Genomic DNA, 13,770 nt, shown 5'->3' on the forward strand with positions numbered 1-13,770 from the left:
TGCGACCGCCCGGATCGCCGCCCAGCGGCGATCCGCCGTCAGCCCAGCGCCGCGAGGCGCGCGCGCAACGTGTCGAGCATCAGGTCGTTGCCCGCGCCGGGCGACGTGCGCGCGGCGAGACTCGATTCGGGCGAGCGCCCCTCGCCCGCCGACGCCGCCGTCTCCGCAGCCGCCCGATACGCGTCGCGGAACGGCACGCCGGCCACGGCCTGCTCGATCGCGACGTCGGTCGCGTACATCGCCGGCTCGATGGCCGCGCGCATGCGGTCGGCCTTCCACTCGAAACGGGCGAGCATGTCCGGCAGCAGTTCCAGGGCGCCGAGCCCCATGGAGAAGCCATGGAACAGCGAGCCCTTGGAGAACTGCAGGTCGCGCTGGTAGCCCGACGGCAGCGAGAGCAGCTGCTCGATCTCGGTACGCGCCGCCGCCACGCTCGCGTAGCTGGCGCGCAGCAGTTCGACGACGTCGGGATTGCGCTTGTTCGGCATGATCGACGAGCCCGTCGTGTACTCCGCGGGCAGCTTCACGAAGTCGAACTCGGCGGTGGTGAACAGCGAGAGATCCCACGCGAGCCGGCGCGTGTCCAGCAGCGCCGTGCCGACGGCGTCGAGCGCCGCCATCTCGAACTTGCCGCGCGACAGCTGCGCGTAGATCGGCGACACCTGCATGCGGCCGAAGCCGAGCGCCTGCGTCGTATGCGCGCGGTCGAGCCCCACGTTCACGCCGTAGCCCGCGGCGGTGCCGAGGGGATTCGCGTCGATCAGCTCCAGCGCCTGGCGGGCGCGCAGCGTGTTGTCGATGAACGCCTCCGCGAACGCGGCGAACCACATGCCGGTGGACGAGACCACCGCGCGCTGGATGTGCGTGTAGCCGGGCATCGGCAGCGCCTCGCCGGCGGCCCGCTCGAGGCAGACCTCCGCGACGCGGCGGCACAGGGCCTCGAGGCTCGCCAGCTTCTCCTTCAGCCACAGACGCGTGGCCACGAGGATCTGGTCGTTGCGGCTACGCCCGGTATGCACACGGCGCCCGGCGTCGCCGAGACGCTCCGTCAGGCGCGCCTCGATCGCCGAGTGCCCGTCCTCGAAACGCTCGTCGAGCACGAAGCTGCCCGCGGAGAAGTCGGCGGCCAGCGCGTCGAGTTCGCGCTTGAGCGCGTCGCGCTCGTCCGGGCTGACGACCCCGATGTTGGCGAGGCCTTCGACGTGCGCCTTGCTCGCGGTGATGTCGTGGAGGAAGAACTCGCGATCGAGCACGACGTCGTTGCCCGCGAGGAACCGCATGATGCGCGCGTCGACCTGCGTGTCGGATTTCTGCCAGAGCGGCTGGGTCATCGATGGTTCCTTGGTGCGCTACAGCGGGATGGCGGTGAGCTCGTCGAAGCCGAGCGCGCGATTGACGTTCTGCATGGCCTGGGTCGCCGCGCCCTTGAGCAGGTTGTCGAGGGTGGCCACGACGACCACGCGACGGCCATCCGTCGACAGCGCGAAGCCGCCGACCTCGAGATGGTGACGGTTCGCGATCCGGCTGACCCACGGCGCCTCGTCGACGACATGGATAAGCTTCTCGTTCTCGAACCGGGCCTCGTAGCGGCGCACGATGTCCTCGCGCTTCGCCGGCTTCGCCAGGTACAGGTTCGTGGTGACGGTGAGGCCGCGGAAGTGCGGCGCCACGTGCGGCATGAATTCGACGGGCAGGCCGAGATGGCGGCTCGCTTCCTTCTCGTGCATGTGTCCCGTCAGCGAGTACGGCATCAGGTTGTCGCGCAGCTTCTCGGGATCGTTGCGGTCGGACGGCGTGGTTCCGGCGCCCGAGTAACCCGACACGCCGAAGGACACCGGGGGTGCCGCCAGCAGGTCCTTGATCGGCGCGATGGACACCTGGACGGCGGTCGCGTAGCAACCGGGATTGCTGATGCGCTTCTCGCCGCGCCAGCGGTCGCGGTAGAGCTCGGGCAGGCCGTAGTACCAGCGCTCGTCGAAGCGATAGTCGGCCGAGAGGTCGACGATCACCGTGGATCCCCCCGCCTTGTCGATCGCCTCCACGTACGGCGCGGCCTTGCCGTTGGGCAGCGCGAGCACCACCACGTCGGCGCCGGCGGCCGCCACGCCGGCCGGATCGAGATTGCTGAAGAGGAGCTCGCCCGCGTAGGCGTCGCTGTGATCGGCCAGGCGCTGCCCGTCGAGCTCGCGCGACGAGACGAACGCGAGATCGAGGCCCGGATGACCGACGATGAGTTTGATCAGTTCCGCGCCCGTGTGGCCACGCGCGCCGACGATGCCGATGGTCTTGTTCGCCATGACCGTTCAGTCCTGCAGGGTGGGTTCGCGCGTGGCGCTGTGCGCGACGCAACGTTCGATGTCGGCGAAGCTGTCCAGGCCGTACCAGAACACCTTCCAGCGCGTCTGCTTGAAGCAGCCGTCCGACTCCGCGTAGTAGAAGTGGTTGATCACGTTGCCGTGGCGCGAACGCCAGAACAGCTTCGGGTTCTCGTCGCGCATCACCTGCCATACGGCGCGACCGAGGCCTTCGCCCTGCGCGTCGTCCAGCACCGCGAACTTGTCGAGATACGCGAAGCCTTCCTCCTGCGTGAGGATCATCGCCGCGCGGTAGTTCTCCGAGACATAGAGGCGATACAGCTTCGTGCGTTCGAAGTAGTTACCGACGAGCGTGCGGCCGAAGCTCGATTCGATGAGCTGGCGCATGCGGTCGAGATCGACGTCGTTCCACGAATCGAAGCGCAGCACGCGCTCGCCGCGCCGGACCAGCGTGCCGGAACCCTTGTGCGTGAACAGTTCCTTCGCCAGCTCGGCGGGCCGCGTGATCGACACCGACGAGGTCAGCGGCAGGTCGTCGAGCAGGTCCTTGATCTGCTCGATCTTCAGGCGCATGCCCGAATGCAGCCACGGCTGCTGCAGCAGCTGGTCGTACTCGGTCGACAGGTTGATCGAATCGATCACGTTGCCGTCGCCGTCGAGCAGGCCGCCCGTGCCGGTGAGGAAGACGATCTTGTACGGCTGCAGCACGCGCACGAGCTCGTTCGCGGCGAAGTCGGCGTTGATGTTGAGGATCTGGCCGGCGTCGGTTTCGCCGAGGCTCGCGATCACCGGAATGGAACCCGCGCGCAGGCTCGCCTCGATCGGCGCGAGGTTGATGTCGCGCACGCGCCCCACCAGACCGAAGGTGTCCTGGTCGAGGTAGTCCGCGGTGAACACGCCCGACGGCACGGACGTGGCGCGCGTGTCGACCTCCTGCAGGGCCTCGACCAGCCGCAGGTTCTGCGCCTGGAACACGCGGCGCACGATCGCCAGCGCTTCCGGCGAGGTGACGCGCAAGCCGTTGACGGTCTTCTTCTCGATGCCCGCCGCCGAAAGCTCTTCGTCGAGCTGCGGACCCGCGCCGTGCAGCACGATCGGCGTCAGGCCGACCTGCTGCAGGAACGACAGCGACGACGTGAGGTCCGGCAACTCGTCGCGCAGGACCGCGCCGCCGACCTTCACCACGGCGAAGCGCGCGGCGTCCACCTGCGAGAAACGCTTGAGGTACTGCTGGATTTCGCGCGCGCTGCCCATCGACGAGAGCAGGCGGACGATCGTTTTCCTGGTGTGCTTATTAGAGTCCACTGTCCACGGTCCGATGGATGGTCTGGGCGTAATGCGCGAGCTGGTCGAGGGCGACCCATTCGTCGGCGCTGTGCGCCTGCGCGATGTCGCCGGGGCCGTAGACGAAGCAGGTGTAACCGGCCTTCGAGAACAGCGCGGCCTCGGTCCAGAAGTCGACGGCGTTGCCGACCGGGATGCCGAGTTCGTCCGCCAGGTCGCGCGCGGCGAGGCGGCGGGCCTCCGCCGTGGCGGTGTCGCCCGCCGGCAGGGAGTCGCCACGGAACGTTTCGCCGTATTCCACGGGATGCGGCTCGACGAGCGTGCGGAACGTCTCGAGGAGACGGTCGGCGTCCATCGACGGCAGCGGCCGGAAGCCGAAGCGCACGTCGGCGGTGGGCGCGATCACGTTGGCCTTGATGCCGCCCTCGACCTTGCCGATGTTGAAGCGCAGGCCGGTGAGGCCACCGAAGCGCTCGTGCGACTGCGCCTGCACGTGGTCGAGCGCGGCGGCGCCCCAGCGGATCGCCTGGTGGAGCGCGCTGTCCGACGGCTTCTGCTCGCCGGACGCATGCCCCGCCCTGCCCTGGAAACGCATCTGCACCGAATGGATGCCGCGATGCGCCAGCACCGCCTCACCCTTCGTCGGCTCGGCGACGATCACCGCCTCGTAGTCGCGCGGCGTCGCGAGGAAGCCGTCGATGCAGCGCGCATCGTTGGCTTCCTCGTCGGTCGACAGCAGCAGCGCCATGTCGCCCTGGCTCGCGTTGGCGACGGCCACGAGCGCGGCCGCGGCGCCCTTGATGTCGCAAGCGCCGAGGCCGATCGCGCGATCTTCCGTCACGCGCAGCTCGTGCGGGCTCGCCGTCCAGTGCGGCGAGTCCGGCACGGTATCCAGGTGCACGTTGAACAGGTATTTCGGCGTGCCGCGCACGGCGTAGAGGTTCACGGCACCAGCTCCGAAGTCCGTGACCTCCACCTGGAACCCCGGAAGGTTCGCGCGGAGGTAGTCGAAGATCCCGTCGGTGCCGATGGTTCGTGGCGGGTTGCGCGTGTCGTATCCGACGAGCGCGCGCAGGTGCGTGAGGGTGTCCTGAAGAAGCGTGTCCATGAGTCCGGATCAGTTCCCGTTCGCGCGGTCGACTTCCGCCCAGATGGTCGAGCTCATGCCGTAGAGCTTGATGAAGCCCTCGGCCTCCGCGACGCCCCAGTCGGCGGCCTGCGCGTAGGTGGCCTTCTTCGAATGCAGGATGTTCTTCGATTCGACCTTGACCGCGTAGACGGTGCCGCCGCGCGTCTCGATGACGACCTTGCCGTCGACCTTTCGCTGCGTCGACACGAGGTAGGCCTCGAGGTCCGCCTTGATCGGGTCGTTGAAGAAGCCCTCGTACGCCACCTCGGTCCACTTGCGGCCGATCTCCGGCTTGAAGCGGTTCTGCTGCTTCGACAGCACGGTCTCCTCGAGCGCGCGATGCGCGGTGAGCAGCGCGGTGAGCGCCGGCGCCTCGAACACGATGCGGCCCTTCAGGCCGATGTTCGTGTCGCCGGTGTAGAGGCTGCGGCCGACGCCGTACTTCGCCAGCTCGCGGTTGAGGAAGCCGAGGATCTCGGGGCCCGACGCGGCCTTCCCGTTGAGCGACACGGCCGTGCCCTTCTCGAAGCCGAGCTCGATGCGCAGCGGTTCGACCGGCCATTCGGAGCGCGGCGCGCACCAGGCCACGGCGCCCTCTTCCGGAATCTCCCATGCGTCGATCTCGCCGCCCGAGATGGTCACGCCCAGCACGTTCTCGTTGATCGTGTAGTGCTTGGTCTTGGCGCGGACTTCGAAGCCCTTGTCCTCGAGGTACTTCTGCTCGTACGCGCGCACCTGCGTGTGCTCGCGCTGGATCTCGCGGATCGGCGCCACGATGGTGTAGTCGCCGAGGGCCTTCACGGTGAGGTCGAAGCGCACCTGGTCGTTGCCCATGCCGGTGCAGCCGTGCGCGAACAGCTTCGTGCCGAGTTCGTCGCAGCGCTCCAGCGACGCCTTCACGATCAGGTAGCGGTCCGAGACCAGCAGCGGGTACTGGCCCTGGTAGAACTCGCCGGCCCAGATCAGCGGCGTGACGAAGGTGTCCCAGATCGCCTGGGCGGCGTCGACGGTGCGATGCGACGCGGCGCCGAGCTCGTGGGCGCGCTGCTCGATGTACTCGCGCTCCTCGGCCGACACGCCGCCCGTGTCCACGAAGACGGTGTGCACGGCGTAGCCGCGCTCGATCAGGTAGGGAACGCAGAAGCTGGTGTCGAGGCCGCCCGAGAAGGCGAGGACGATATCGTTGCTGGACATGCGGGCTCCGAGGAAAAAGAGTGGGCTTGGCGGATGGGAAGGATCAGAAACCGAGGCCGGATGTCGTGCCCGGCTGGGAGATGAGGGACGCCATGACCGCCTTCTGCACGTGCAGGCGGTTCTCGGCTTCGTCGATGGCGATGCAGGCCGGGGAATCCATCACGGCGTCCGTCGCCTTGACGTTCCGGCGCAGCGGGAGGCAATGACTGAAGAGGCCGTTGTCGGTCAGGGCCATCTTCGCCTCGTCGACGATGAAGTGCTTGTTCGCGTCGCGGATCGCCTTTTCCTCGTCCCAGCGGCCGAAGTAAGGAATGGCGCCCCAGCTCTTCGCATAGATCACGTGCGCGCCGCTGTAGGCCGACTCGATGTCGTGCGACACCTGCAGCGAGCCGCCGTTTTCGCGGGCGTTGGTCCGGGCGAATTCCATGTAGCGCTCGTCGAGGATGTATTCGGGCGTCGGGCACAGCAGCGTGACGTCCATGCCCATCTTGGTGGCGATCAGCAGCGCCGAATTCGCCACCGCCGTGTTCAGCGGCTTCGGATGGTACGTCCAGGTCAGCACGTATTTCTTGTTCTGCAGATCCCCGAGATGCTCCTTCAGCGCCAGCGCGTGGGCCAGCTCCTGACAGGGATGGGTGATCGTCTCGAGGTTGATCACGGGCACCGTGGCGTACCGCGCGAACGCGTTGAGCACCTTGTCCTGGCGATCGACGGACCAGTCGACGAACTTGGGAAACGCGCGGACCGCGATCAGGTCGACGTAGCGCGAGAGCACGCGCGCCACCTCGGCGATGTGCTCTTCCGTGTCGCCGTCCATCACCGAGCCGACCTCGAACTCGATCGGCCAGGCGTCCTTGCCCGGGGAGAGCACGATCGCATGACCGCCCAGCTGGAACGCGCCCAGCTCGAAACTCGTCCGCGTCCGCATCGACGGGTTGAAGAACATCAGCGCGATCGACTTGCCGGCCAGCTGCTGGCCCTGCGGCGACCGCTTGAACGCGGCGGCCTGCTCGAGCAGCGCGTCGATCTCGGCGCGGCTGTAGTCCTGGGTGGAGAGGAAATGGCGAACGGTCATGGCGGTCCAGATCGGTCGGTGGCCCGGGGGCCGTGATGGAAAGGAGGAATCGGAAACGAAAAAACCCGGCGCATGGCCGGGTTTTTTAGTCGGTACGAATGAAACGCGCGCGACAGCCTACCCGGCCGAGTATCCGATGTACGGTCGACGAGCACGCGACGTCATCCCCGCGGCCATACGGGCGCTGGTCAGGACGATCGCGGTGTAGACGGTGTGGGACACAGGGTCGGAGCCTTGAAAGGAACGCCGATGATGCCGGGTATTGGTGCGGCGCGCAATGGGTGGGCGGTAAGGCGGGCGTGGTGGCCGGCCCCGGAAACGAGAAGGCCACGGTTCCCCGTGGCCTTCCGTCGCGCCGCGTCGCCCGCCTCAATCCGCCGGCGAGACGTTCACCCGGACCCGCAGGCGCTCGCCCGGATCGTAGTTCAGGCGGGACACGTAGACCTCGCCGCGGTAGCGGTACTCGACGTCGTAGCCCGCGATGCGGCGCTGCTCGGAGATCGAGCTGACGTCGCGGCAGCGGGTTTCGGTGCTTTCGTACGTGCGGTCGCCGCTGCGGGAGATGTTGTTGCCGACGGCGCCGCCGGCGACCGCGCCGACCACGGTCGCGGCCTTGCGGCCGTCGCCCTTGCCGACGGTGTTGCCGAGCACGCCGCCCACGACGGCGCCCAGGATCGTGCCGGCCGTGGAGTTACCACTGGATTCGCGGCGGACCACCGGCTGGTCGTAGCACTCCTGGCGCGGCGTTTCGACACGCGCGACGCCGTAGACCGGATCGACGCGCAGCACGTCGGCCCAGCCGAAATGGGTGTTGTCGTCCGGACCGGCCGGCGGCGGACCCGGCGGCGGGCCATAGCGTCCGTCCTGGGCGCTGGCACCGGTGGCGAAAACCGCGAGGATGAGCGCGGGGATGAGCAGGCGAGACATGTAGGTAAACCTCCAGGCAGGTGCACAGGCGCGCCCGCTGGCGAGCATTTCATCAAGATCACGCTGAATCCACGCTTAGAAGGCCCTGAGAAAAAGGGCGTTCTCCATGTCAACCGATTCGCCCCCCGCGCGTGCGAGGCAGGCCGACCCGCCCCAGAACGGGGCCATCCCTTGCTACTATCTCCGGCCGGTCACCCGAAGCGCGCTGCCCCCACGGAACCTCGATGCCGATCTCGCTCTACAACACCCTTTCGCGCCGCACGGAGGCGTTCGCCCCCCTGGATCCGCAGCGGGTGACGATGTACGTCTGTGGACCGACCGTCTACAACTACATCCACATCGGCAACGCGCGGCCTCCGGTCGTGTTCGACGTCCTGGTGAAGCTGCTGCGCCGGCATTTCCCGCACGTGGTCTACGCCCGCAACATCACGGACGTCGACGACAAGATCAACAAGGCGGCCGCCGCCGCGGGCGTGCCCATCGCCCAGATCACCGAGCGCTTCGCCCAGGCGTACCGTGAGGACACCGCCCGCCTCGGCGTGGCGCCCCCGGACGTCGAGCCGCACGCAACGGATCACATTCCCCAGATCGTGGCGATGATCGAGCGCCTGATCGCCACCGGGCACGCGTACGAGGCCGAAGGGCACGTGCTGTTCCACGTCGAGTCCTTCCCCGCTTACGGCGCGCTGTCGGGCCGCGATCCCGACGAGCTCCTCGCCGGCGCGCGCGTGGAGGTCGCCCCCTACAAGAAGAGCCCGGGCGACTTCGTGCTCTGGAAGCCGTCCGACGACACCCTGCCCGGCTGGGACAGCCCGTGGGGCCGTGGCCGGCCCGGCTGGCACATCGAGTGCTCCGCCATGAGCGAGGCCCACCTCGGCGACACCATCGACATCCACGCCGGTGGTGTCGACCTGACGTTCCCGCACCACGAGAACGAGATCGCCCAGAGCATGTGCGCCCACGGCGGCAAGACGTTCGCCCGCTTCTGGCTGCACAACGGCATGCTGACCTTCGACGGCCGCAAGATGTCGAAGTCGCTCGGCAACGTGCTCCAGCTGCACGAGCTGCTCGGCAAGCACCCCGGCGAGGCCCTGCGCCTGATGCTGCTGCGCGGCCATTACCGCCAGCCGCTGGACTGGTCGGACGCGGCGATGACGCAGTCCGTGCGCACGCTCGACGGCTGGTACGGCGTGCTGCGCGACATGGCCAACGTCGTCGCGGGCGATCCCGTCGTGCCGGCGGCGGTCGAGGCCGCGCTGTGCGACGACCTGAACACGCCCCAGGCGCTGGCGGAGCTCTCGCAGCTCGCCGATGCGGCCCGTCGCGCCACGGGCGACGAGCGCGCGGCCGCCAAGGCCGCGCTGATTGGCGGCGGCGCGCTGCTGGGCCTGCTTCAGCAGGAACCGGAAGCCTGGTTCCGGCAGGGCAATACCGGCGAGGAGATCGACGCCTCCGCCATCGAGGCGCTCCTCGAGGAGCGCCGCGCGGCCCGCGCGGCGAAGGACTTCGCCCGTTCGGACGCCATCCGCGACCAGCTCAAGGAGCTGGGCATCGCGATCGAGGACGGCGCGCAGGGCACCCGCTGGAGCGTGGTGAAGGCATGAGCACGCCTCTCGAACCCACCGCCCTCGACGCCCAGGCCGCCATCGCCGAGGAGTTCGCCTTTTTCGGCGACTGGACGGAGCGCTACCAGTACCTGATCGACCTCGGCCGGCAGCTGCCGCCCTTCCCGGACGATCGCAAGACCGAAGAGAACCGCGTCCACGGCTGCCAGTCGATGGTGTGGCTGATCCCCTCGGGCGACGCATCGAAGATGCACTTCGATGCCGCGAGCGATTCGGCGATCGTTTCAGGCCTCATCGCGCTGGTCCTGCGGGTGTACTCCGATCGGTCGGCGCAGGAGATCGTCGACACGCCGCCGGATTTCATCCAGCAGATCGGGCTGGCCAAGCATCTGTCGCCGACGCGGTCGAACGGGCTGGCAGCGATGCTGGCGAGGCTGAAAGCGTACGCGGCGGAGGCTCTGGGGCACTGACGGGTTCGCTCTATCGCTCCGGCGGCCCGCCGCCGCGGAATCGCCGATGCGGTCGGCTCCCGTCCGGCTCACGGCAGTTAAAAAAAAGCCCCGCGATGCGGGGCTCTTCATGGCGAAGCCGGAAAGGCGTCAGTCGCCCATCTGCTTCTGCAGGTGCTCGCGGCGCTCCTGCGCATCGAGCGAGAGCGTGGCGATCGGACGCGCGTCGAGACGGTCCACGCCGATTTCCTCATCGGTCTCCTCGCAGAAGCCGTAGCGGCCTTCCTCGATGCGGCGCAGCGCCTTGTCGATCTTGGAGATCAGCTTGCGGTAGCGGTCGCGGGTGCGCAGTTCGAGAGAGTTTTCCGTCTCGCGGGTGGCGCGCTCGGCTTCGTCGCCCACGTCGCGGACTTCCTCGCGGAGGTTGTCCATCGTCTGGCGCGACTCCTCGACGAGCTGCTCGCGCCAATCCTTCAGCTTGTTGCGGAAGTAGGCGAGCTGGCGAGGATTCATGTACTCCTCGTCGTCGTTCGGGCGATAGCCCTTCGGCAGGTCGATGATGGTGGAAGCGGGCAGCGCGTAGCGGCCGTCTTCGCGCGTGATGCCGTTGTCGGCGGAATTGGGGGCAGTGCTGTTCATGCTGGCTTGCGCGGACTTCTCGGTTCTGGATGAGGATTCGCCACCCACCGCGGACGCCGTCCGGGGCGGTGTGGCGGCAACGGCCGATGCCTTGCGACCCGTGTCGGGCGCGGGTACGGCCGCCGCGGCGGTCTTGGCCGCCGGCTTCGGCGCCGGGGCGGGTGCGGCCTTCGGGGCCGCGGGTGTCTTGCTGGCGGACTTCGCGGGTGCCGCCTTGGTCGTGGCGACCGGTGCGGCCTTGGCCGGCGCCGGCTTCGCCGTGGTCTTGCTGGTGGCCCGCGGCGCTTCCTTCTTCGCGGCGGTGGCCTTCTTCACCGGAGCCGCCTTCGCGGGCGCCGCCTTCGCGACCGGCTTCTTCGCGGCGGCCTTCGTCGCCGGCGCGGCAGCGGCCTTCTTCGCGGGCGCGGCCGCCTTCTTGGCAACCGGCTTCGCGGCGCTCTTCGTGGCGGGTTTCGCCGCGGCGCGCACGGCGGTCTTCGCCGGCGCCTTCGTCGCCTTCGCCCCGGCCACGACTTTCCCTGTCTTCTTCACGTCGCCTGCCCCGCCCTTCTTGGCGGCGCCTTTGGCGGCTGCGGAACTACGAGCGTTTTTCGCCATATCCTTCACCTCGGTAGCCGTGGCGGCGGGGTGTTATAGCCCAGATGCGTTACCCCAGCAACCTATCTTCTGGGATACTGTGCATTGGCCTACGCCGGTCGACACCGGACCCACAGTGACCCGCCTCCTCCTATTCCTGTTGTCCTTCTACAAGCGGTGGCTCAGCCCGATGCTGGGAGCCCGCTGCCGCTTCCACCCATCCTGTTCCGATTATGCACGCGTTGCCATAGCGCGCTTCGGTCCGTTGCGCGGCGGCACCCTCGGCGCCTGGCGCCTGTTGCGGTGCCAGCCGATGTGCGCCGGCGGCCACGATCCCGTTCCCGATCACTTCGTCCTGCGCCGCTGCGGCGCCCAAGGAGCACATACCCATGACTGATGCCTGGCTCATCAAGAACGCCGAACTCGTCAACGAGGGCAAGCGGTTCGTCGCCGACCTCCGCGTCCGTGACGGAAAAATCGCGACCATCGCGCAGAATCTGGAAAAGGAACGTGACGAGCAGGTGATCGACGCCACGGGCCTGTGGCTGCTTCCCGGCATGATCGACGACCAGGTGCACTTCCGCGAGCCGGGTCTCACCCAGAAGGCCGACATCGCGCACGAATCCCGCGCCTGCGCCGCCGGCGGCATCACCAGCTTCATGGAGATGCCCAACACGAAGCCGCCCGCGCTCGACCGCGAATCGCTCGAGAACAAGTACGACATCGCGGCCGGTTCGTCCGTGGTCAATTACGCGTTCTACATGGGTGCCAGCAACGACAACCTCGAGGCGATCCGGGCGCTCGATCCGAAGGCGGCCCCGGGCGTGAAGGTGTTCATGGGTGCGTCCACCGGCAACATGCTGGTGGACAACCCGGAGACGCTCGACGGCATCTTCCGCGACACGCCGGTGCCGATCATCACGCACTGCGAAGACACCCCGATGATCGACGCGAACCTCGCGAAGGCCCACGAGAAGTACGGCGAGGACATCCCGGCGTGGGAGCACCCGAACATCCGCTCGCGCGAGGCCTGCATCAAGTCGACGCGTCTCGCGATCTCGCTCGCGAAGAAGCACGACACCCGCCTGCACGTGCTGCACATCTCGACCGCCGACGAGCTCGCGCTGTTCGAGCCGGGCCCGATCGAGGGCAAGCGCATCACGGCCGAGACCTGCGTGCACTTCCTCCATTTCGGCGGCAAGGCCGATTACGACGAGAAGGGCTTCCTCATCAAGTGCAATCCCGCGATCAAGGAGGAAGCCGATCGCGAGGCCATCACGAAGGCGCTGGCCGAGGGCCGGCTCGACGTGCTCGCCACGGACCATGCCCCGCACCTGCTGGAGGAAAAGGAGCAGAAGTACGACAAGGCTCCCTCCGGCCTGCCGCTCGTGCAGTTCGCCCTGCAGGCCGCCCTGCAGCGCGTGACCGAGGGCAGGCTCACCCTGGAGCGCATCGTGGAGACGGTCTGCCACAACCCGGCGAAGCTCTTCAACGTCGAGAACCGCGGCTTCCTCCGGGAAGGCTATGCCGCGGATCTCGTGCTCGTCGATCCGAACAAGCCGCACACCGTGACGCGCGAAGAGGTGCTGTCCAAGTGCGGCTGGTCGCCGTTCGAGGGTTACACCTTCAGCAGCAGCATCGCGTCGACGTTCGTCAACGGACAGCGCGTTTTCGACGGCAAGACGGTGGACGGAAACGTTCGCGGCCAGCGCCTGACCTTCGATCGATGAGAAGAATCGTAGCGGCGCTCGCCGCGGCGGCGATGGCTGGCACGGCGCTCGCCGCCGTGCCCGACCTTCCCGCCACCGTCTCGCAAGGCGCGCTGGTGATCGGCCACGTGGCGCCCGGCACGAAGGTGGCCGTCGCCGGCAAGCCGGTGCACGTCGGCGACGACGGCGTCTTCGTCTTCGGCGTGGGCCGCGACGAGCAGGGTCCGGTGGCCGTGACGCTCGGCAAAACGACGCGGAGCGTGGCCGTCACGCCTCGCGACTGGCCGATCGAACGCGTGGAAGGCGTGCCGCCGAAGACGGTCAATCCGCCCCCGGCCATCGCGGCTCGCATCGAACGCGAGCAGGCGTCGGTGGTCGCCGCGCGCAACCGCGACGACGACCGCGAGGACTTCGCGAAAGGCTTCGTCTGGCCGGTGACGGGGCGGATCAGCGGCCGCTTCGGCAACCAGCGGATCTACAACGGCGATCCGAAGGCGCCGCATTCGGGCATGGACATCGCGGTACCGGAAGGCACGCCGGTGAAGGCGCCCGCGGCGGGCGTGATCACCTTCGCGAACCCCGACCTCTACCTGACCGGTGGCACCGTGCTGCTCGATCACGGGTTCGGCCTGTCGTCGAACTTCCTGCATCTTTCACGGATCGACGTGAAGGTCGGTCAGCGCGTCAGCCAGGGCGAGGTGATCGGTGCGGCCGGCAAGACGGGCCGCGCGACGGGACCGCACGTGCACTGGGGCTTCAACTGGTTCGGGGTGAGGCTCGATCCCCTGCTGTTGCCGGGGATCCGGTAGGAGCGCGCCCTGCGCGCGACATCCTTGAGAGCCGTGAGCTGCAGAGCCTGAGCTCCTCGCGAAAAGATGTCGCGCGCAGGGCGCGCTCCTACGGTCCTG

13 protein-coding genes are annotated in these 13,770 nt (G+C 68.2%); 5 read left to right on the top strand and 8 right to left on the bottom strand.

The genetic code is table 11. The annotated features are described in order from the left end of the window. Positions 1 to 38: 38 nt before the first annotated feature. From J2X58_RS08195 to J2X58_RS08225, 7 genes are all read right to left on the bottom strand, one after another. Positions 39 to 1,331, bottom strand: coding sequence for an argininosuccinate lyase (locus tag J2X58_RS08195; protein ID WP_310047494.1), 1,293 nt, complete (start codon positions 1,329 to 1,331; stop codon positions 39 to 41). A gap of 18 nt (positions 1,332 to 1,349) precedes the next feature. Then, entirely contained in the window at positions 1,350 to 2,297 is a 948-nt protein-coding gene (argC, locus tag J2X58_RS08200) for an N-acetyl-gamma-glutamyl-phosphate reductase (RefSeq protein ID WP_090052564.1), read from the bottom strand. Positions 2,298 to 2,303: 6 nt separating this feature from the next. Continuing rightward, positions 2,304 to 3,620, bottom strand: coding sequence for an acetylglutamate kinase (locus tag J2X58_RS08205; protein WP_090052562.1), 1,317 nt, complete (start codon positions 3,618 to 3,620; stop codon positions 2,304 to 2,306). Continuing rightward, the gene (locus J2X58_RS08210; protein WP_310047498.1) at positions 3,610 to 4,707 is read right to left on the bottom strand and encodes an acetylornithine deacetylase; all 1,098 of its coding nucleotides are present in this window, start codon (positions 4,705 to 4,707) and stop codon (positions 3,610 to 3,612) included. Before J2X58_RS08210 ends, J2X58_RS08205 begins: the two co-directional genes overlap by 11 nt. A gap of 9 nt (positions 4,708 to 4,716) precedes the next feature. Then, complete coding sequence (locus tag J2X58_RS08215; protein WP_090052558.1) at positions 4,717 to 5,922, bottom strand: argininosuccinate synthase; 1,206 nt, start codon at positions 5,920 to 5,922, stop codon at positions 4,717 to 4,719. A gap of 43 nt (positions 5,923 to 5,965) precedes the next feature. Further along, positions 5,966 to 6,997 (bottom strand): N-acetylornithine carbamoyltransferase, encoded by a 1,032-nt coding sequence (locus tag J2X58_RS08220; RefSeq protein ID WP_090052557.1) that lies wholly within the window; start codon positions 6,995 to 6,997, stop codon positions 5,966 to 5,968. Positions 6,998 to 7,366: 369 nt separating this feature from the next. Beyond that, positions 7,367 to 7,924 (bottom strand): glycine zipper 2TM domain-containing protein, encoded by a 558-nt coding sequence (locus J2X58_RS08225; protein WP_090052555.1) that lies wholly within the window; start codon positions 7,922 to 7,924, stop codon positions 7,367 to 7,369. A 224-nt stretch (positions 7,925 to 8,148) separates the two neighbouring features. Between J2X58_RS08225 and cysS the strand changes: the two genes are divergently transcribed. Next, entirely contained in the window at positions 8,149 to 9,528 is a 1,380-nt protein-coding gene (gene cysS, locus J2X58_RS08230; RefSeq protein WP_310047499.1) for a cysteine--tRNA ligase, read from the top strand. After that, positions 9,525 to 9,959, top strand: coding sequence for a SufE family protein (locus tag J2X58_RS08235; protein ID WP_310047500.1), 435 nt, complete (start codon positions 9,525 to 9,527; stop codon positions 9,957 to 9,959). The genes cysS and J2X58_RS08235 overlap by 4 nt, the downstream gene beginning before the upstream one ends. A gap of 129 nt (positions 9,960 to 10,088) precedes the next feature. Here the strand turns inward: J2X58_RS08235 and dksA are convergent, their stop codons facing one another. Continuing rightward, positions 10,089 to 10,577: an RNA polymerase-binding protein DksA gene (gene dksA, locus J2X58_RS08240; RefSeq protein WP_090052550.1), complete on the bottom strand. Its 489-nt coding sequence runs from the start codon at positions 10,575 to 10,577 to the stop codon at positions 10,089 to 10,091. Positions 10,578 to 11,343: 766 nt separating this feature from the next. Here dksA and yidD point away from each other — a divergent pair. From yidD to J2X58_RS08255, 3 genes are read left to right on the top strand one after another with little or no spacing between them, the layout of a single operon-like run. Then, complete coding sequence (yidD, locus tag J2X58_RS08245; RefSeq protein WP_254779219.1) at positions 11,344 to 11,550, top strand: membrane protein insertion efficiency factor YidD; 207 nt, start codon at positions 11,344 to 11,346, stop codon at positions 11,548 to 11,550. Continuing rightward, positions 11,543 to 12,883 (top strand): dihydroorotase, encoded by a 1,341-nt coding sequence (locus J2X58_RS08250; RefSeq protein ID WP_090052548.1) that lies wholly within the window; start codon positions 11,543 to 11,545, stop codon positions 12,881 to 12,883. The genes yidD and J2X58_RS08250 overlap by 8 nt, the downstream gene beginning before the upstream one ends. Then, positions 12,880 to 13,671 (top strand): M23 family metallopeptidase, encoded by a 792-nt coding sequence (locus J2X58_RS08255; protein ID WP_310047501.1) that lies wholly within the window; start codon positions 12,880 to 12,882, stop codon positions 13,669 to 13,671. Before J2X58_RS08250 ends, J2X58_RS08255 begins: the two co-directional genes overlap by 4 nt. Positions 13,672 to 13,770: the final 99 nt, after the last annotated feature.

The sequence above is a fragment of the Luteibacter sp. 3190 genome (assembly GCF_031456385.1).
Taxonomy (GTDB): domain Bacteria; phylum Pseudomonadota; class Gammaproteobacteria; order Xanthomonadales; family Rhodanobacteraceae; genus Luteibacter.